At 68.6% G+C, this 17,254-nt stretch carries 17 protein-coding genes; 10 read left to right on the forward strand and 7 right to left on the reverse strand.

Features of this window, described 5'->3' with window-relative positions; all coding sequences use genetic code 11:
• Window positions 1–24: 24 nt before the first annotated feature.
• The 4 genes from ACN5KJ_RS10430 to ACN5KJ_RS10445 all read right to left on the reverse strand — a co-directional run bounded on the left by ACN5KJ_RS10430 (window position 25) and on the right by ACN5KJ_RS10445 (window position 4,059).
• Complete coding sequence (locus ACN5KJ_RS10430; RefSeq protein WP_418593930.1) at window positions 25–1,446, reverse strand: protein adenylyltransferase SelO; 1,422 nt, start codon at window positions 1,444–1,446, stop codon at window positions 25–27.
• 119 nt (window positions 1,447–1,565) lie between these two features.
• Window positions 1,566–2,012 carry a GNAT family N-acetyltransferase gene (locus tag ACN5KJ_RS10435; protein WP_347165029.1) on the reverse strand — a complete coding sequence of 149 codons (447 nt, stop codon included), beginning with the start codon at window positions 2,010–2,012 and terminating at the stop codon, window positions 1,566–1,568.
• A 19-nt stretch (window positions 2,013–2,031) separates the two neighbouring features.
• Complete coding sequence (locus tag ACN5KJ_RS10440; RefSeq protein ID WP_418593812.1) at window positions 2,032–2,973, reverse strand: nucleoside hydrolase; 942 nt, start codon at window positions 2,971–2,973, stop codon at window positions 2,032–2,034.
• 138 nt (window positions 2,974–3,111) lie between these two features.
• Window positions 3,112–4,059: a radical SAM protein gene (locus ACN5KJ_RS10445; RefSeq protein WP_418593814.1), complete on the reverse strand. Its 948-nt coding sequence runs from the start codon at window positions 4,057–4,059 to the stop codon at window positions 3,112–3,114.
• A gap of 220 nt (window positions 4,060–4,279) precedes the next feature.
• On the opposite strand from ACN5KJ_RS10445, the gene zwf reads away from it, so the two are divergent.
• From zwf to ACN5KJ_RS10465, 4 genes are all read left to right on the forward strand, one after another.
• The gene (zwf, locus tag ACN5KJ_RS10450; protein WP_418593816.1) at window positions 4,280–5,728 is read left to right on the forward strand and encodes a glucose-6-phosphate dehydrogenase; all 1,449 of its coding nucleotides are present in this window, start codon (window positions 4,280–4,282) and stop codon (window positions 5,726–5,728) included.
• 67 nt (window positions 5,729–5,795) lie between these two features.
• Complete coding sequence (pgl, locus tag ACN5KJ_RS10455) at window positions 5,796–6,473, forward strand: 6-phosphogluconolactonase (RefSeq protein WP_347165026.1); 678 nt, start codon at window positions 5,796–5,798, stop codon at window positions 6,471–6,473.
• An 8-nt stretch (window positions 6,474–6,481) separates the two neighbouring features.
• Complete coding sequence (gene pgi, locus ACN5KJ_RS10460) at window positions 6,482–8,065, forward strand: glucose-6-phosphate isomerase (protein WP_418593818.1); 1,584 nt, start codon at window positions 6,482–6,484, stop codon at window positions 8,063–8,065.
• A 93-nt stretch (window positions 8,066–8,158) separates the two neighbouring features.
• Window positions 8,159–8,869 carry a PRC-barrel domain-containing protein gene (locus tag ACN5KJ_RS10465; RefSeq protein WP_347165025.1) on the forward strand — a complete coding sequence of 237 codons (711 nt, stop codon included), beginning with the start codon at window positions 8,159–8,161 and terminating at the stop codon, window positions 8,867–8,869.
• Window positions 8,870–8,954: 85 nt separating this feature from the next.
• Here ACN5KJ_RS10465 and ACN5KJ_RS10470 read toward each other — a convergent pair whose 3' ends face one another.
• On the reverse strand, window positions 8,955–9,389 hold the full coding sequence (locus ACN5KJ_RS10470) for a cupin domain-containing protein (protein WP_418593820.1): 435 nt from the start codon (window positions 9,387–9,389) through the stop codon (window positions 8,955–8,957).
• An 83-nt stretch (window positions 9,390–9,472) separates the two neighbouring features.
• On the opposite strand from ACN5KJ_RS10470, the gene ACN5KJ_RS10475 reads away from it, so the two are divergent.
• Window positions 9,473–10,096, forward strand: a complete 624-nt coding sequence (locus ACN5KJ_RS10475; RefSeq protein ID WP_418593822.1) for a holin-associated N-acetylmuramidase — start codon at window positions 9,473–9,475, stop codon at window positions 10,094–10,096.
• Window positions 10,087–10,653, forward strand: a complete 567-nt coding sequence (locus ACN5KJ_RS10480) for a holin family protein (RefSeq protein WP_418593824.1) — start codon at window positions 10,087–10,089, stop codon at window positions 10,651–10,653. Before ACN5KJ_RS10475 ends, ACN5KJ_RS10480 begins: the two co-directional genes overlap by 10 nt.
• A gap of 215 nt (window positions 10,654–10,868) precedes the next feature.
• Here the strand turns inward: ACN5KJ_RS10480 and ACN5KJ_RS10485 are convergent, their stop codons facing one another.
• A complete protein-coding gene (locus ACN5KJ_RS10485; RefSeq protein ID WP_418593826.1) occupies window positions 10,869–11,846 on the reverse strand; it encodes an alpha/beta hydrolase family protein in 978 nt (325 codons plus the stop codon).
• Window positions 11,847–11,885: 39 nt separating this feature from the next.
• A complete protein-coding gene (locus tag ACN5KJ_RS10490) occupies window positions 11,886–12,296 on the reverse strand; it encodes a helix-turn-helix domain-containing protein (RefSeq protein ID WP_206565373.1) in 411 nt (136 codons plus the stop codon).
• 68 nt (window positions 12,297–12,364) lie between these two features.
• On the opposite strand from ACN5KJ_RS10490, the gene ACN5KJ_RS10495 reads away from it, so the two are divergent.
• The 4 genes from ACN5KJ_RS10495 to ACN5KJ_RS10510 all read left to right on the forward strand — a co-directional run bounded on the left by ACN5KJ_RS10495 (window position 12,365) and on the right by ACN5KJ_RS10510 (window position 17,244).
• Window positions 12,365–13,780, forward strand: coding sequence for an MFS transporter (locus tag ACN5KJ_RS10495; RefSeq protein WP_418593828.1), 1,416 nt, complete (start codon window positions 12,365–12,367; stop codon window positions 13,778–13,780).
• Between the two features lie 143 nt (window positions 13,781–13,923).
• Window positions 13,924–15,891, forward strand: a complete 1,968-nt coding sequence (locus tag ACN5KJ_RS10500) for a heme lyase CcmF/NrfE family subunit (protein ID WP_418593830.1) — start codon at window positions 13,924–13,926, stop codon at window positions 15,889–15,891.
• Window positions 15,888–16,376, forward strand: a complete 489-nt coding sequence (locus ACN5KJ_RS10505; RefSeq protein WP_418593832.1) for a cytochrome c-type biogenesis protein — start codon at window positions 15,888–15,890, stop codon at window positions 16,374–16,376. The genes ACN5KJ_RS10500 and ACN5KJ_RS10505 overlap by 4 nt, the downstream gene beginning before the upstream one ends.
• A 91-nt stretch (window positions 16,377–16,467) precedes the next feature.
• A complete protein-coding gene (locus ACN5KJ_RS10510; protein WP_347165019.1) occupies window positions 16,468–17,244 on the forward strand; it encodes an enoyl-CoA hydratase-related protein in 777 nt (258 codons plus the stop codon).
• Window positions 17,245–17,254: the final 10 nt, after the last annotated feature.

Here is a 17,254-nt window from a genome sequence, read left to right on the forward strand (position 1 = left end):
TCGTCGCGGTGGTGGCCACGGGCCTCAGGTGCCGCAGAAGGTGGCGGGTACAACCTCGGAGGGGGTCGGCGGGCGGCGCAGGTCGTCGTCTTCCGGGGCCGGGTCGAAGGGGTTTGCCAGCGCCGCGTTCAGCCGGTGGAAGGGCGCGTCGTCGCCTGCGACGGCGGCCGCGATCATCTGCTCGATCCTGTGGTTGCGCGGGATGATCGCCGGGTTGGTGGCCCGCATCAGCGCGACCGGATCGCCCGGCTCTTCGTCCAGGCGCCGATTCCACTGCTCTGCCCAGGTGTCGAATCCGCCCCGGTCGGTGAGCTGATCGCGGGCATCCCCCTCTGCCAGGGCGCGGAAGGTATTGGTGAAATCGGCCTGCCCCCGATCCATCAGCACCAGTAGATCGCCGATCAGCGCGGCATCCTCGGGCCGGGCATCGGCCAGCCCGATCTTGGCGCCGAAGCGGCGCAGCCAGCCCGCGCGGATGAGGCCGGGCATCGCGTGTACCGCCTGGGTGAAGGCCTTGATGGCGCCTTCCTCGTCCGGCATCAGCGGCACCAGCGCCGTCGCCAGCTGCGCCATGTTCCAGACGATGATGTCGGGTTGCGATCCATAGCCGTAGCGCCCGTGGCGGTCGATGGAAGAGAAGACCGTCTCGGGGTTGTAGACATCCATGAAGGCGCAGGGGCCATAGTCGATGGTCTCGCCCGAGAGGGTGCAGTTGTCGGTGTTCATCACGCCGTGAATGAAGCCGACCGACAGCCAGCGCGTCACCAGATCGGCCTGCCGCGCGATCACCGCGTTGAGCAGGTCCAGCGGGTCGCGGGCATCCGGGTAATGGCGGTCGACGGTGTAGTCGTAAAGCCGGCGCAGCAGGTCGTGCTGGCGGCGCGCGGCAAAGGCCTGGAAGGTGCCGACGCGGATGTGGCTGGCGGCAACGCGCGTCAGGACGGCGCCGGGCAGGGCGGTTTCGCGCCAGACCTCTTCGCCGGTGCGGGTGGCGGCCAGCGCGCGGGTGGTGGGGATGCCAAGCGCGTGCATCGCCTCCGAGACCACGTATTCGCGCAGCACCGGCCCAAGCCAGGCCCGCCCGTCGCCGCGCCGCGAGAACGGTGTCGGGCCGGAGCCCTTCAGCTGGATGTCGCGGCGCAGCCCGTCGGCGCCAAGCGTCTCGCCCAGCAAGACGGCGCGCCCGTCGCCGAGCTGCGGGTTCCAGTGGCCGAACTGATGCCCGGCGTAAAGCTGCGCCAGCGGCTCGGCGCCCGCCGGCAGGGCATTGCCCGCAAACAGCGCGGCCAGCTGCGGGTCGTCCGCGCCGGTGATGTTCAGGCTCCGCGCCAGCGGGGCGTTGAAGGCGATCAGCGAGGGCGCCTTCACCGGGACCGGCGCCTGCGGCGCATAGAAGTCGCGGGGCAGGCGGGCGTAGGAATTGTCGAAGGGGATGTGCAGCGTCATGCCCCGGATATAGGGGCAGGGCGCCATCTGTGCCAGAGACACCGGGTCGCGCGGCGCGCAGACTTTGCGAGGCAAAGTCTGCGCGGGCAAGGCTTTGCGCCGCAAAGCCTTGATCCCCTCTAAAGCACGCGGCTCATCAGCAGGTAGCCGTCGCGCGGCGCGAAACGGGCGCGGCTGTAGAAGCGGACGGCGGTCTCGTCGGCCATGTCGACCTCCAGGTGCAGGGCGCGGACGCCGCCCTCCTTCAGCGCCTTGGCGATGCCGTTCAGGGCCTCGAACCCCATGCCGCGCTTGCGCACCGCGGGGCGCACGTAGATCTCGTCGACGATCGCATCGAGGCCGCCGTATTCCACCGACCAGCCGAAGGTCACGACGATGTAGCCCACAGGCGCGCGCCGTGGCCCGATCAGCCAGGCCGCGCCATGCGGAGACCCGGCCAGCAGCGGTGCAATGGCGTTGGACTGGTGCTCGGCATCGGTGTCGAAGCCCATTTCGGCATGGAAGGCCGAGACCAGCGGCAGAAGCTTGTCGCTGTCCGCCTCTGCGGCGAGGTGCAGGGACTTCATCGGCGGGCCTTTCCGGATCTCACAGCCGCGCCAGCCTTTCGGTCAGAAGGGCAAAGAACCCCTCCGCGTCGAGTGCGCCCATGAAGGTGGCGTTGGGCGCGCGGTCGGTGACGCCCCACCAGTCGGCGACGGTCATGCCGAGGGTCAGCGCGCTTCGGGTTTCGATCTCGACATTGATGTGGCGCCCGGTGAACAGCTCTGGCCGGATCAGGTAGGCGGTCACGCAGGGGTCGTGCAGGGGCGCGCCGTCAGAGCCGTATTTCTCCTTGTCGAAGCGTTCGAAGAAATCGGTCATCTGCGCCACGGCCAGGCCCACCGGCGTCCCCAGCGCGCGGAAAGCGTCGTTGCGGGGCGTCGTCACCAGCGCCTTGTGGGTCACGTCCAGCGGCATGACGGTGATCGGCACGCCCGAGGCAAAGACCGCTTCGGCGGCCTCGGGGTCCACGTAGATGTTGAACTCTGCGGTGGGCGTGATGTTGCCGACCTCGAAATAGGCGCCGCCCATCAGGACGATCTCCTGGATGCGGTCGGCGATCTCGGGCGCGCGGTGCAGGGCGGTGGCGATGTTGGTCAGCGGCCCGAGCGGGCAGAGCGTCACCGTCCCCGCCGGTTCGCCGCGCAGGGTGTCGATGATGAAGTCGACGGCGTGGGTGTCCTCGACCGGCATGGTCGGGTCCGGCAGGGTCGGGCCGTCGAGGCCGGTCTTGCCGTGCACATGTTCCGCCGTGACCAGAGGCCGCTTCAGCGGGCGGTCGCAGCCGGCGAAGATGCGGGTTCCGGTCTTGCCCGCCAGTTCGCAGACGATCCGCGCGTTTCGCGTGGTCAGGTCAAGCGGCACATTGCCCGCGACCGTGGTGATGCCGAGCACCGCGATCTCTTCGGGAGAGGCGAGGGCAAGCAGGATGGCGACCGCGTCGTCCTGTCCGGGGTCGGTGTCGATGATGATCTTGCGGGGGGGCATGCGGGCTCCGGTCTTGTGGCCCTTGTTGGTCGCACGGGGCGCAGGACCTTGCAAGCGCGCAGGCGGTGCCTTGCCGGGCGCGCGCGGACCCGCGCCGTTCGGCGGCACCAAGGGGGGCGGGGCGCCGCGCCAGGACCGTCAGGCCGAGCAGCTTGCCCCGCCCAGAACGCAGAATTTCGCGCAATGGGGGTGATTGAGGGCGACGGCGCGCTCTGCCTCGGCCAGGGTTTCGCCCAGTTCGAACTGCGGGTCGTAGGGCAGCAGCGTACAGGCCAGAACGGCGGGCGTCCTGGCACCGCTGCGTTTCACCACCATGCGCGACGAGGCGCACATGACACTGTCGGGCCGCTTGTTCAGGATGCCCCAGCAGGCGGTGGTGATCTCGGGCACCTCGGCGCCCATGTCCATCTCGGGGAAGAGCACCGTCTCGCCGGGGTTCATCGCGTCGATGGCAAGGCCCTCGTCGGCGAACAGCCGGGCAAAGCCCGCGCGGGCCTCGGCCTCGGGTTCGCCCCACAGGGTGCGGGCCGCGACCGCCATGCGAAAGCCGTTGTCGCGCAGCCAGCGCATGCCTTCCAGCGTCCGCTCCCAGGTTCCGGCGCCGCGTTCCTGATCGTGCATTGCCGGGCGCCAGTGGTCGAGCGAGATGCGCAGGGTCAGCCGGTCGCCGTAGCCCGCGCGCAGGGCCATCAGCCCCTGCCGGACCTTCGGGCGCATCATCGGGCGCATGGCATTGGTGAGAATCAGCACCTCGTAGCCGCGCTCGAGGCAGCGGCGCGCCATCTCGACCATCTCGGGGTTCATGAAGGGCTCCCCGCCGGTAAAGCCGATCTCGCGCACGCCCCATTGCCGGTCCGCAAGCTGGTCGAGATAGCCCGAGACCTCCTCGGCGGTCATGTAGACCAGCGCGTCATTGTCGGGCGAGCTTTCGATGTAGCAGTTGGCGCAGGTGATGTTGCAGAGCGTTCCGGTGTTGAACCACAGCGTTTCGGGCTTGGTCAGCGCCACGGTCGCGCGGGCCGAGCCGTCGGCGGTCACCTTGGGGTCGACGAATTTCCCGACGTTGGCAACGCTTGCATCTTTCATGTCTTCCCTCCGGCCTGCATCATTTTCCAGCTAAGGCGCTGCCGTCCACAGGACCAGTGGAAACATTTTCCCTGACGGCATTGTGACGCGCAACATGGGTGTTAGACTTTCGCCACGACATGGTCTAAATCACGCGAGACGGGTGACGTTAGCGCTAACTACCCCAGGGAACGGAAAGCGCCGGGGCGTCGGCGCGACAGGCAGAAAAGGCAGCGACCCCATGGTTTCACGCGTCATTCCGGTCGACCCCTTCGACCTCGTCATCTTCGGCGGCACCGGCGATCTTGCACGGCGCAAGATCCTTCCGGGGCTGTTCCGCCGTTTCAACTCGGGCCAGATGCCGGAAGAGGCGCGCATCATCGGCGCGGCGCGGTCTGACATGGGCCGGGAGGCTTTCCAGGACATGATCCGCAGGGCGGTGGAAGAGTTCGGCGGCCCCCATGACCCCGAGGCCCTGACCGAATTCGTCGGGCGGCTGGACTATGTCGCGGTGGACGCCATGGGCGACGGCGGCTGGGAAGACCTGAAGGGCAAGCTGCGCGCGGGCGTGGTGCGGGCCTTCTATTTCTCGGTCGGTCCCAGCCTCTTCGGCGCGCTGGCAGAGCGGCTGCGCGGCTTCGGTCTTGCGGATGACGACAGCCGGGTGGTGGTGGAAAAGCCCTTCGGGCACGACCTTGCCAGCGCCCGCGCCCTGAACGTGACCCTGCGCGAGCATTTCCACGAGGAACAGATCTACCGGATCGACCATTACCTGGGGAAGGAGACGGTGCAGAACCTCATGGCGGTGCGCTTCGGCAACATGCTGTTCGAGCCGCTGTGGAACGCGCAATATGTCGACCATATCCAGATCACCGTGGCCGAGACCGTCGATGTGGGCGGGCGCGGCGGGTATTACGACAAGGCCGGCGCCATGCGGGACATGGTGCAGAACCACCTGATGCAGCTTCTGTGCCTGATCGCGATGGAGCCGCCCGCGCGCTTCGAGCCGGATTCGGTGCGCGACGAAAAGCTGAAGGTGATCCGCGCGCTGGACCCGGTGGACTACCACCAGATCGTGCGCGGCCAGTACGAGGCGGACGACAGCCAGCCCGGCTACCGGGCGCATGTGGACAACCAGCGCTCGACCACCGAAAGCTTCGTCGCGATGAAGTTGGCGATTTCGAACTGGCGGTGGGCGGGGACGCCCTTCTACCTGCGCACCGGCAAGAAGCTGCGCGCGCGGGCCAGCGAGATTGCCGTGGTCTTCAAGGACGCGCCGCATTCGATCTTTGGCCCCGAGGCGGGCACGCATCGCAACGTGCTGACGATCCGGCTGCAACCCAACGAGGGCATGACCCTGGGCGTCACCATCAAGGAACCGGGGCCGGGCGGCATGCGCCTGATCGACGTGCCGCTGGACATGAGCTTTGCCGACGCGCTTGGCCCGGACGCCGAGGATGTGCCCGACGCCTACGAGCGGCTGATCATGGACGTGATCCGGGGCAACCAGACCCTGTTCATGCGCGGCGACGAGGTCGAGGCGGCCTGGGCCTGGACCGACCCGATCATCGAAGGCTGGACGGCGCGCGGCGACGTGCCCAAGCCCTACGACGCCGGGTCCAGCGGGCCGGAAGACGCCTTGATGCTGATGCATAAGGACGGCCGAAAGTGGCGCGATATCCGGGTCTGAGGGCCGGTCGGTTGACAGGGCGGCCCATGGCGCGGACACCTGCACAAGCATCGCGGGAGGAAGAGGCATGAGCTACGATTTCCAAGAGTACCCGGACCGGGAGATGCTGATCATCGCCCTGGCCAACCGCATCGCGGGGGCCCTGCGGACCGCGCTGACCCATGAAGAGCGGGCGCTGCTGGTGGTGCCGGGCGGCACCTCTCCGGGGCCGGTCTTCGACGATCTCTGCGCGGCGGATCTGGACTGGGGCCGGGTGGATGTCCTGCTGTCGGACGAACGCTGGGTGCCAGAGGACAGCCCCCGGTCGAACACGGCGCTGCTGAAGTCCCGTTTGCTGGTCAACCGTGCGCAAAAGGCCCGGTCTCTGCCCCTCTATGCCCCGGCGGCAGAGCCGGAAGAGGCTCTGGAGGCGCTGGCCCAGCCCATCGGGGCAGAGCTTCCGGTGGATGTGCTGTTGCTGGGGATGGGCGCCGACATGCACACCGCATCGCTGTTTCCGGGCGGCGACACGCTGGACCGGGCGCTGGCGGCGGATGCGCCGGTGCTGGTGCCGGTGCGCGCGCCGGGCGCGGCAGAGCCACGGGTGACCCTGTCGGCGCGGGTGCTGGACGGGGCGATGAACAAGCATGTACTGATCTTCGGCGCGGAGAAGCGGCGCGCGCTGGACGAGGCGCGCGGCAAACCGGCGCATGAGGCGCCCATCAATGCGGTGCTGAACGGCGCCACGGTCCATTGGGCGGAGTAGTGAGAGACATGTTCGAGACGCTGAAATCACTGGCGGAGGGGCTGGGCGACCGCCGCATCGAGGATCTCTTTGCCGATGCCGACCGGGCGGATGCCTTCAGCCTCGAGGCTCTGGGCATGCGGTTCGACTACGCCAAGACCCAGATCGACGACGATATCCGCGCGGCGCTGCTGGATCTTGCCGAAAGCCGCGGGGTGGCGGCGCGGCGCGATGCCATGGTCGCGGGCCAGAAGATCAACGAGACCGAGGGGCGGGCGGTCCTGCACACCGCGCTGCGCAACCTCGATGCGCGCCCGGTGCTGGTCGAGGGCAGGGACGTCATGCCGGGGGTGCTGGACACGCTGGCGCGGATGGAGGCGCTGGCCAACGAGATCCGCGGCTCGGACGTGACCGATGTGGTCAACATCGGCATCGGCGGCTCGGATCTTGGGCCGGTCATGGCGACGCTGGCGCTGGCGCCCTATCACGACGGGCCGCGCTGCCATTTCGTGTCAAACGTCGACGGTGCCGACATTGCCGACACGCTGCGCCGCTGCGATCCGGCCCGGACGGTCTTCATCGTCGCCTCCAAGACCTTCACCACCATCGAGACCATGACCAATGCCGGGACCGCGAAACGCTGGCTGGCGGAGAAGGGTGTGGACGCGGCCGGCAAGTTCATCGCGCTGTCCTCGGATGTGGCGCGGGCCGGGGCCTTCGGCATCCCGCCGGAACGCTGCTTCGGCTTCGCGGACTGGGTCGGCGGGCGCTATTCCGTCTGGGGGCCGATCGGGCTGGCGCTGATGCTGGCGATCGGACCCGAGGGTTTCACCGCCTTCCTGCGCGGTGCCGAGGCCATGGACCGCCACTTCGTCGAGGCGCCGCTGGCCGTGAACATGCCGGTGCTGCTGGCTTTGGTGGGCGTCTGGCACAATCAGGTGCTGGGCCATGCCACCCGCGCCGTGCTGCCCTACGACAACCGCCTCAGCCGTCTGCCCGCCTACCTGCAACAGCTGGAAATGGAGAGCAACGGCAAGGGCGTCGGCATGGATGGCGCGGCTCTGCCCTATGACAGCGGTCCCATCGTCTGGGGAGAGCCGGGCACCAACGGCCAGCATGCCTTCTACCAGCTGATCCATCAGGGCACGCGGGTTGTCCCCTGCGAGTTCCTCGTCGCCGCGCAGGGCCATGAACCCGACCTGCGTCACCACCACGCCCTGCTTGTCGCCAATTGCCTTGCCCAGTCAAAGGCGCTGATGCGCGGCCGATCGCTGGACGAGGCGCGCGCCAAGGTGGCCGGGCAGTTCGAGGGCGACGAGCTGGAACGGCAGGCCCGGCATCGCGTGTTCCCGGGCAACCGCCCCTCGACCACGCTGATCTACCCGCTGCTCGATCCCGAGACGCTTGGCAAGATCGTGGCGCTGTACGAACACCGCGTCTTTGTCGAGGGCGTGATCCTCGGGATCAACCCCTACGACCAGTGGGGTGTCGAGCTTGGGAAGGAGCTGGCGACCGCGCTGGGGCCGCTGGTTCGGGGCGAGTCGGGGGCCGCCGAGAAGGACGGATCCACCGCCGCCCTGCTGAAGTTCGTGCATACGCACAAGGCAACGTGAAGTTCCGTGACTGACGAAAAATAAACCCGGGAACGGAGGAGGTTTTGGCGGTGTTTCACCGGCATCACACGATCCAATACTGGGAGACTGACAATGAAACGCTTTCTGATGACCACCGCCGTGGCCGCCCTTGTGCCGATGTATGCGCTTGCTCAGGAAGAGCCCGCCGACGGCACCGTGCTGCCGACCGACGATCCGGCAGCAACCGCGCAGGCGGACACCGATGCAGCCGTGGATCCGGCAGCCGAAGCCGAGGCTGACGCCGACGTTGCGGAGGCAGAGGATGCCGACCCGATGGCGGAAGACGCCGATGCCGATGTGGCTGACGCCGAAACCGCCGATCCGATGGCCGAAGGTGCGGAAGACCCCGCCATGGCCGATGCCGCCGACCCGGCAGCCGACCCGATGGCAGAAGACGCCGACATGGCGGCAGCCGACGATGGCATGGGCGGCGCGCTCGGCATTCAGGGCATGGTCCCGGTAAGCGCGATCTCGGGCGGCGTGGTCTACACCACCACCGTGGACTCGGTTGACGAGAACTGGGAGGGCACCGCCTCTTACGACGCCATCGGCGAGGGCTGGGAACGCATCGGCTCGATCCACGACGTCGTGCTGTCCTCGGAAGGCAAGATCGAAGGCATCGTTGCCGAAGTGGGCGGTTTCCTCGGCATCGGCGACAAGTTCGTGATGCTGCCGACCACCGACTTCAAGCTGGTGCCGATCGACGAAAGCTCCTACGCCGTCGTGACGCCCTATACCACCGACCAGCTGACCGACATGGAAACCTACGACTCGACCATGTAACGGTCTGACAGGACCGAACGACAGGCGCCCGGACCCCGTGTCCGGGCGCTTTGTCGTCCGGGGGGGCTGCGGGGCCGCCGCCCTGTCAGCCCGTCCCGGCGGGAATGTCGAAACCCGGCGGCGCCAGGGTGAAGCCGTCGAAGCGGAACCCCGGCGAGACGGTGCAGCTGACCAGCGTCCAGCCCTGCGGGCAGGTTGCGGCCTGCCAGTGGCCTTCGGGAACGATCAGCTGCGGCCGCGCCCCCGAGGCCAGATCCGGGCCAAGCGTGCTGTCGCGGCGCGGCCCGTCGTCGGTGGCAGAGACCGAAAGGGTCAGGGGTGAACCGGCGTGGAAGTGCCAGATCTCCGTCGCATCGACCCGGTGCCAATGGCTGCGCTCGCCACCCTTCAGCAGGAAATAGATGCAGGTTCCGGCGGGACGCTCACCCGGCGCGGCCCCGGCGACCCAGGTCTGGCGGTAATGTCCGCCCTCGGGATGCGGTTCGAGATCCAAAAGGGCGATGATCTCGTCTGCGGTCATGGATCGAACGCTCCTCGGAGGATTGTTTAACATCGGGGCCGGATGCTCCGGCGCGTCGCAAATCGGCGAGCAGGAGCACAAGAATGTCGACATTCCAGAACAGGGTCCGGCAGCTGGCCGGGCAGATCGTTGCCCGCGAGGGTGGCTATGTCAACGACCCGGACGATCCCGGCGGCGCCACCAAGCACGGCGTCACGATCCACACCATGCGCAGGCTGGGGCTGGATCTGGACGGCGACGGCGACGTGGATGCCGAGGACGTCAAGCGGCTGGGGCACGGGCAGGCGGTCGAGATCTTCCTGACCCACTACTTCCTGCGCCCCCGCATCGCGGAACTGCCCGAGGCGCTGCATGCCACCGTCTTCGACATGTATGTGAACGCCGGCACCAACGCGGTGAAGATCCTCCAGCGCCTGCTGAACCAGATGGCAGAGCGGGTGGCGGTGGACGGGGTCATCGGCCCGCAGACCATCGGCGCGGCGGCGCGGGCCCATGCCAAGGCGCCCGACCATCTGGCCGACGCCTACGGGATCGCGCGGCGCAATTACTACTTCGCGCTGGCCGACCAGCGCCCGGCCTCGCGCAAATACGCGCGCAGCCGCGCGGGCGGCAAGGGCGGCTGGATCCGGCGCGCCGAAGAGTTCATCGCGCCGCGCTATCACCTGACGGAGGCGCAGTTTCAGGCGAGGGTCGCGGCATGGGGCTGATCGAGAGAATTCTGGGTGTGGTCTTCGGATCGGGGCGCAATGTTATTGCCGAGACGGCAGAGGTCTTCCGCGTCAACGCCGAGAACGAGGCCGGGCGCGGGCAGGCGATGCAATCCGCCGCGCTGGCGCAGTTCTCCAGTGAGTTCAAGGTTGTGCGCCGGGGGTGTTTCGACCGGCTGATGGACGCGCTGAACCGCATCCCGCGCCCGGCCATGGCGCTGGGAACGTTGGGGCTCTTCGTGGCGGCCATGGTCGACCCGATCTGGTTCGCCGCGCGCATGACCGGCATCGCGCTGGTGCCGGAGCCGCTGTGGTGGCTTCTGGCGGCCATCGTCAGCTTCTACTTCGGCGCCCGGCATCAGGCCAAGGGGCAGGACTTCCAGCGCGATCTGGCCGTGACCATGGCGGCGGTGCCGCAGGTCGTGCAGACGGTCCGCGCGGTCGAGGCCCTGCGGGAGGACGCGCCCGAGGCTGGGGCGCTGCCCGGCCCGGTGGGAGAGATGCCGGGCGACAATCCCGCCCTGCGCGACTGGCAGGCGGCCCGCAGCACGGTCTGACGCGTACCCGTATGACGTGATCCGGCGCCCTCGCGAAACATCGCGGGGGCGTCTTTTCATGGGCGCGACAGGCCGGGCAGCCTGTAGCGATGGGCCTGAGCGCAGGCCAACAGGTGCCCCGACATGTCGCAACCTTTGCCGGTCACCCCGCCAAACAGCTGCCGGAGTCACAAGGCGCCGCGTCCCGGTCGCAGGGGGACCGTCAGCGGCGCGGGCTACTGATCGAGAGGCGTGCGGATGTGCTGGGCGATGTCGTCGTGGATGCTTGCGCGGGCGGCGGCCTCGGTGTCGCAGAGCGTGGCATCGCCCCCGTCTTCCGCCAGAATGAAGGTGCCCTTCGGCGTGCAGGCGGGGAAGGCGTCGTAGGTCGTCGCGGTCCCGATCACCGTCTGCGCCACCCCGGCCTCGGCGATGTGCGGGTGTTCCGGCGCGCCCAGCCAGATCACCCGGATCTTCGTGCCTTGTTCGGTCAGGCTGGGGGCCCGGAAGACATCGGCATACTCCGGGTCGATGGCGATGGCGGTCCCGATCCGGGGGTCGCGATGCGCGCGGTCCAGCATCCCGCGATCGACCTCGGCCAAAGCGACGCCCTGCGCCCTGAACCACCCGCAATCCGGGCCATCTGTCTCGGCGGTACAGGCCGAAACAAAGGCATCGGCGTCGAACCGGCCGCCGCCCAGGGCCAGGGCGGCGGTGCCGCCAAGCGCATGTCCCGCAACGGCGATCCGCGCCGGATCGACCATCGCGGACAGGGTGGGGTCCTGCAGGACCCGGTCCAGCGCGCGCGACACATCCTGCGGGCGCCGCCAGATCTCGTCCACGGCACCGGCGGCGCTGTCGGGGCGCGGGCCGTTCACTTCGACCACGACAAAGCCGTTCTCGGCAAGCCGACCGCTCAGCCAGGCCCCGGAATCCGCCGCCGAGCGCAAGCCGCCGTGCGAGAGCAGCACAAGGGGGTGCTGCCCCGGTGCCATGGCCGCATCGCGATGGGCCGGTTGCCCCAGAAAGACCGCATTGCCGCCGACCTCTTCCACGGTCCCGCCGCCCTCGGCAGGATACCAGACCGACAGCGACAGGCGGCGCGGGTCATCGCCGCTGTCGGCGGCAAGCGTCCGCACCCCGACAGGCGAGTCGGCCAGGCAGGGCGTGGCAAGGAGAAGGGCCGCCAGAAGGCCGGAGAGGGCATTGGGCATGGAGTCGTTCCTGTTCTGAAGGGCATTCTGCCGGGGCGTTTATGCCCGGCCTCGGGTCGCGGTGCGAGAGGCGAAGTGCATCAGGCGCTTGAACTTCGGGCACTCCATGTGGCTTTCGGCGGGGCACTCGGCCACGTGGCGCAGGGCGTCGCGCAGCCGTGTCAGGTCGCGGATCTGCTCGTCCAGCGCATCGGCGCGCAGGCGCAGCTCTGCCCGGGGCAATTGCGGCGTTCCGTCGGTGGCGAACATGCCCTTGATGTCCCCCAGCGAAAACCCGGCCATCTTGCCCAGCGAAATCAGCGCCAGCTGGGTGAGGGCCTGCGTATCGAACTGCCGCCGCAACCCATGCCGCCCGACCGACCGGATCAGGCCGATTTCCTCGTAGTAGCGCAGCGTCGAGGGGGCGACACCGCTTTGTTGCGACAGGACACCGATATCCAGCAGTTTCACGCTTGACCTCAAGTTGACTTGAAGTGGCAGGGTAGCCGCCACCCTTCGTCAACGCAAGAGACCGCATCATGACCGACACCTCCTCACGGCGCGCGCCGCCGCCCGTCCTGCTGGCGCTGGCCGCCGCGTCGCTGACCGCCTCGCTGGGGATCAGCATCGCCTCTGTCTTGCTGCCGACGCTGACCCGCAGCTTCGGCGTCACCGTGTCAGAGGCGCAATGGGTCGTGCTGGCCTATCTGATGGCGGTGACGGTCACCATCGTATCGGCCGGGCGGCTCGGCGACCTGTTCGGTCTTCGCCGGGTGATGATCCTGGGCCTGATCGCCTTCATCGCCGCCTCGGCCCTGAGCGCGATGGCCCCCAGCCTTGGCCTGCTGATCCTCGGGCGTGTGGTGCAGGGCGTGGGCGGGGCGATCCTGATCGCGCTTCCGATGTCGATCGCCCGCGACATGGTGCCGTCCGGGCAGCTTGGCACGGCCATGGGCCTGCTGGGCACCACCTCTGCCGGCGGCACCGCGCTGGGGCCATCGCTGGGCGGTCTCGTGCTGGCCGTCAGCGACTGGCGGATGGCCTTCTGGCTTCTCGCCGGGTTCGCCGCGGCGGCGCTGGGTCTGGCCTTGCTGGCGATCCGGCCAGACGACACGCGGGGCCGGGTGCCGGTCAGGGCGCTGGACCTGCCCGGAACCGCCGTGCTGATCGTGCTGCTTGTGGCCTATTCCCTGGCCACAAGCGGCGGTGCCACGGGCGTTGCGCTGTCACCCTCGGTGCTTGGGGCGGGCGCGCTGGCGGCGGCGGCGCTGTTCGTGGCCGTCGAGACCCGCGCAAGCGCGCCGCTGGTGCCGATGGCGGTGCTGCTGGACAGGAAGACGGGCGCAGGCTTTGCCATGAACGTGCTGGTCGGCACCGTCATGATGGCGACGCTGGTCGTCGGCCCGTTCTTCCTGACCTTCTCGCTTGGGCTGGGCGAGGCCACGGTCGGTCTGGTTCTGGCGGTCGGGCCGCTTGTCGGGGCGCTTGTGGGGGTGCCCGCGGGGCGGCTGACGGATCGCTACGGCGCGCGGCGGATGATGCTTGTCGGGCTGGCGCAGAGCATGCTGGGCCTGCTTTGCCTTGCGGTGCTGCCGCGCCAGTTCGGCCTTGGCGGCTATGTCGCCGCGCTGATCGTGCTGACCCCTGCCTTCCAGATGTTCCTTGCGGCCAACAATACCGCGGTCATGGCGGGCGCCTCGAAAGAGCAGCGCGGGCGCCTGTCCGGTCTGCTGGGCCTGTCCCGCAACCTTGGCCTGATGACCGGCGCCTCGGCGATGACCACGCTGTTCGTTGCCGTCATGGGGACGGGGGACGCGGCACAGGCCCGGACCGAGGATGTCGCGCGCGCCTTCTCGGCGACCTTTGCCATTGCCGCCGGTCTGGCCATGATCGCGCTGTGTGTCGCGCTCTGGAGCGGCCAGAGGCCGCGGCAGGCGGCGCCGGGCGCGGCCTGACGGTCAAAGCGCGGCGGGCCTGCCCGGGGAGGAGAGGCCGGGGCAGGGTCCGGTCGCCGCAGGCCCGCGTGTTGCGACAAAGTGATCGGCGCCGCGACCATTCGGTGATTGGCGCGTTCGTCCGTGCGGCCTATAACCGGGGCATGATCACAGAACTCGGCCATTTCGCGCTTGTCCTCGCCTTTCTCGTCTCCATCGTGCAGATGGTTGTGCCCCTGATCGGCGCGCACAAACGCTGGCCCGGCTGGATGGCCGTGGCAGAACCGGCGGCCACGGCGCAATTCCTGCTGGTCGCGGCCAGCTTCGCGGCGCTGACCTATGCCTTCGTGACCTCGGATTTCTCGCTTCGACTGGTGGTGCTGAACAGCCATTCCGCCAAGCCGATGATCTACAAGATCTCGGGCGTCTGGGGGAATCACGAGGGGTCGATGCTGTTTTGGGTGCTGATCCTCGCGCTGTTCGGCGCCATGGCGGCCTGGTTCGGGGGCAACCTGCCGCCGACGCTGCGGGCGCGCGTTCTGGCGGTGCAATCCTCGGTCGCGGCGGCCTTCTACGCCTTTATCCTCTTTACCTCGAACCCCTTCATGCGGCTGGGCGAGCCGCCCTTCGACGGGCAGGACCTGAACCCGCTCTTGCAGGACCCGGGCCTCGCCTTCCATCCGCCCTTCCTCTACCTCGGCTACGTGGGCCTTTCGATCTGCTTCAGCTTTGCGGTCGCCGCGCTGATCGAGGGCCGGGTGGACGCCGCATGGGGCCGCTGGGTCCGGCCCTGGACGCTGGTCTCTTGGGTCTTCCTGACCATCGGCATCGCGCTGGGATCGTGGTGGGCCTACTACGAGCTCGGCTGGGGCGGCTTCTGGTTCTGGGACCCGGTCGAGAACGCGTCCTTCATGCCGTGGCTCTTCGCCGCCGCGCTGCTGCATTCTGCCATCGTGGTCGAGAAACGCGAGGCGCTGAAAAGCTGGACCGTGCTGCTGGCGATCCTCGCCTTCGGCTTCTCGCTGATCGGCACCTTTATCGTGCGCTCGGGTGTGCTGACCTCGGTTCATGCCTTCGCCAACGACCCCGAGCGGGGCATGTTCATCCTGATGATCCTGGTCTTCTTCACCGGCGGCGCGCTGACCCTCTTCGCCGCGCGGGCGCAGACGATGGAAGCCAAGGGTGTCTTCGGCGTCGTCAGCCGCGAAAGCGGGCTGGTGCTGAACAACATCCTGCTGGCGGTCTCGTCGCTGGTGGTCTTCGTCGGCACGATCTGGCCGCTGGTGGCCGAGATGGCCTTCGACCGGAAGCTCTCGGTCGGACCGCCCTTCTTCAACATGGCCTTCACGCCCTTCATGGTGGTGCTTGGCATCGTCCTGCCGGTGGCCGCGATGCTCAGCTGGAAGCGGGCAAAGCCGGGCCGCGTGCTGCGGCAGCTGGCACCGGCCTTCGGACTGGCGGTGGCGCTGGCGGGGCTGGTCTGGGCGATGCAGACCGGGCGCTCGCTGATGGGGCCGGTCGGTGTCTTCCTTGGCACCTGGCTGGTGACGGGCGCGGTGACCGACCTGATCGGGCGCACCGGCCAGACGCGCGACCTGTCGCGGCTGCTGCGCCTGCCGCGTGCCGAATGGGGCAAGGCGGTGGCGCATAGCGGGCTTGGCATCACCATGCTGGGCGTTGCCGGGCTGATGGCCTGGCAACAAGAGGACATCCGCGTCGCCCAGCTGGGCGAATCCTACGACGTGGGCGGCTTCACGCTGCGGCTGGATGACGTGCAGCGGGTGCAGGGGCCGAACTACAATTCGACCATGGCCACCGTCACGCTGATGCAGGCGGGCCGCGAGATCGCGACACTGCATCCGGAAAAGCGCAACTACCCGGTGGCGCAGATGCCCACGACCGAGGCGGCCATCGACTACCGCTTCCTGCGTGATGTCTACGTGGTGATCGGCGATCCGCAGCAGGACGGCGGCTGGGTCATGCGGACCTATATCAAGCCGCTGGCCAACTGGATCTGGGGCGGCTCCATCCTGATGGCGCTCGGCGGGTTTCTCAGCCTCTCGGACCGCCGCTACCGTGTTGCCGCAGGCGCCCGCAAGAGCGCCCCGGTGCAGGGGGTGCCCGCGGAATGACCCGGCTGCTGCGCCCCTGGCGGGGCACCCCGTCCGCCATCCTTGCCGCGCTTTTCGCGCTGGTCGCCACGGTTGCGCTGGCGGTCCAGCCCGACGAGGTGCTGGACGATCCGGCGCTGGAAGCGCGCGCCCGCGACATCAGCGCGGGCCTGCGCTGCCTCGTCTGCCAGAACGAAAGCATCGACGAAAGCAACGCCTCTCTGGCCCGCGACCTGCGCCTGCTGGTGCGCGAGCGGCTGGTGGCCGGTGACAGCAACGAAGAGGCGGTCGATTTCATCGTGGCCCGCTACGGCGAGTTCGTGCTTCTGCGGCCCACAACCGGCGGCTGGAACTGGCTGCTCTGGGCTGCCGGTCCCTTGCTCTTCCTCGCCGCGCTGATGGTGGCGGTGCTTTACCTGCGCCGCCGGGCCAGCGCGCAGCCCCTTGCCGAAGAGGGGCTGAACGAGGCGGAACGCAAACGGCTCGAAGAGCTGCTGAAGGGCTGACAGGGGCCAGCGGCCCGTGACGCCGCGTTTCGCTTTGCCATTCCCCCGTGCGCGGTGTTTCATGCCCGCGAGACAACGGGAGGCCGCTTGAATGCAGTACGAGATGATCACCTACGCGGTGGAAAACGACGTCGCCACGGTGACCCTGAACCGCCCCGAGGTGATGAACGCGCTCAACACCCAGATGCGGGCCGAGATTACCGATGCGGTCACCACCGGCGGGCGCGAGGCGCGGGTCGTGGTGCTGACCGGGGCGGGGCGGGCCTTTTGCTCGGGGCAGGATCTGGGCGACCGGGCGAACGTCGCGAACCTCGATCTGGAGCGCACGCTGCGCGACGAATACGTGCCGATGCTGCGGGCCATCTTCGACTGCCCGGTGCCGACGATCAGTGCCGTGAACGGCGCCGCCGCCGGGGCAGGGGCCAACCTTGCGCTGTCGGCGGATGTGGTCATCGCCACCGAAAGCGCCTTCTTCCTTCAGGCCTTCACCCGCATCGGCCTGATCCCGGACGCGGGCGGCACGTGGTTCCTGCCGCGCCAGATGGGGCTGGCCAAGGCCATGGGCGCCGCGCTGTTTGCCGAGAAGATTACCGCCAAGCAGGCGGACGACTGGGGCCTGATCTGGGAAGCGGTCGCGGACGAGGCCTTTGCCGGGCACATCGCGGCGCGGGCGGCACATCTGGCCAAGGGGCCGACCGCCGCCTATGCCCGGGTGAAACAGGCGATGCGCGCCTCCTTCGACAACGATCTGCAGGCGCAGCTGGCCGTCGAGTCGAAGCTTCAGGGTGAATGCGGCAAGACCCGCGACTTCAAGGAAGGCGTCGTCGCCTTCATGGAGAAGCGCCCGGCGGTCTACGAGGGCCGCTGACCGGCGACGC

This window comes from Ponticoccus sp. (in: a-proteobacteria), from assembly GCF_048381735.1.

What these genes read in the sequence shown, in the direction of transcription:
- zwf (WP_418593816.1), top strand. Translation starts at nt 4,280, where the DNA reads ATGGTTTCACGCGTCATTCCGGTCGACCCCTTCGACCTCGTCATCTTC.
- ACN5KJ_RS10475 (WP_418593822.1), top strand. Translation starts at nt 9,473, where the DNA reads ATGTCGACATTCCAGAACAGGGTCCGGCAGCTGGCCGGGCAGATCGTT.
- pgl (WP_347165026.1), top strand. Translation starts at nt 5,796, where the DNA reads ATGAGCTACGATTTCCAAGAGTACCCGGACCGGGAGATGCTGATCATC.
- ACN5KJ_RS10485 (WP_418593826.1), bottom strand. Translation starts at nt 11,846, where the DNA reads ATGCCCAATGCCCTCTCCGGCCTTCTGGCGGCCCTTCTCCTTGCCACG.
- ACN5KJ_RS10470 (WP_418593820.1), bottom strand. Translation starts at nt 9,389, where the DNA reads ATGACCGCAGACGAGATCATCGCCCTTTTGGATCTCGAACCGCATCCC.
- ACN5KJ_RS10500 (WP_418593830.1), top strand. Translation starts at nt 13,924, where the DNA reads ATGATCACAGAACTCGGCCATTTCGCGCTTGTCCTCGCCTTTCTCGTC.
- ACN5KJ_RS10435 (WP_347165029.1), bottom strand. Translation starts at nt 2,012, where the DNA reads ATGAAGTCCCTGCACCTCGCCGCAGAGGCGGACAGCGACAAGCTTCTG.
- ACN5KJ_RS10495 (WP_418593828.1), top strand. Translation starts at nt 12,365, where the DNA reads ATGACCGACACCTCCTCACGGCGCGCGCCGCCGCCCGTCCTGCTGGCG.
- ACN5KJ_RS10465 (WP_347165025.1), top strand. Translation starts at nt 8,159, where the DNA reads ATGAAACGCTTTCTGATGACCACCGCCGTGGCCGCCCTTGTGCCGATG.
- ACN5KJ_RS10480 (WP_418593824.1), top strand. Translation starts at nt 10,087, where the DNA reads ATGGGGCTGATCGAGAGAATTCTGGGTGTGGTCTTCGGATCGGGGCGC.
- ACN5KJ_RS10445 (WP_418593814.1), bottom strand. Translation starts at nt 4,059, where the DNA reads ATGAAAGATGCAAGCGTTGCCAACGTCGGGAAATTCGTCGACCCCAAG.
- pgi (WP_418593818.1), top strand. Translation starts at nt 6,482, where the DNA reads ATGTTCGAGACGCTGAAATCACTGGCGGAGGGGCTGGGCGACCGCCGC.
- ACN5KJ_RS10430 (WP_418593930.1), bottom strand. Translation starts at nt 1,446, where the DNA reads ATGACGCTGCACATCCCCTTCGACAATTCCTACGCCCGCCTGCCCCGC.
- ACN5KJ_RS10505 (WP_418593832.1), top strand. Translation starts at nt 15,888, where the DNA reads ATGACCCGGCTGCTGCGCCCCTGGCGGGGCACCCCGTCCGCCATCCTT.
- ACN5KJ_RS10440 (WP_418593812.1), bottom strand. Translation starts at nt 2,973, where the DNA reads ATGCCCCCCCGCAAGATCATCATCGACACCGACCCCGGACAGGACGAC.
- ACN5KJ_RS10510 (WP_347165019.1), top strand. Translation starts at nt 16,468, where the DNA reads ATGCAGTACGAGATGATCACCTACGCGGTGGAAAACGACGTCGCCACG.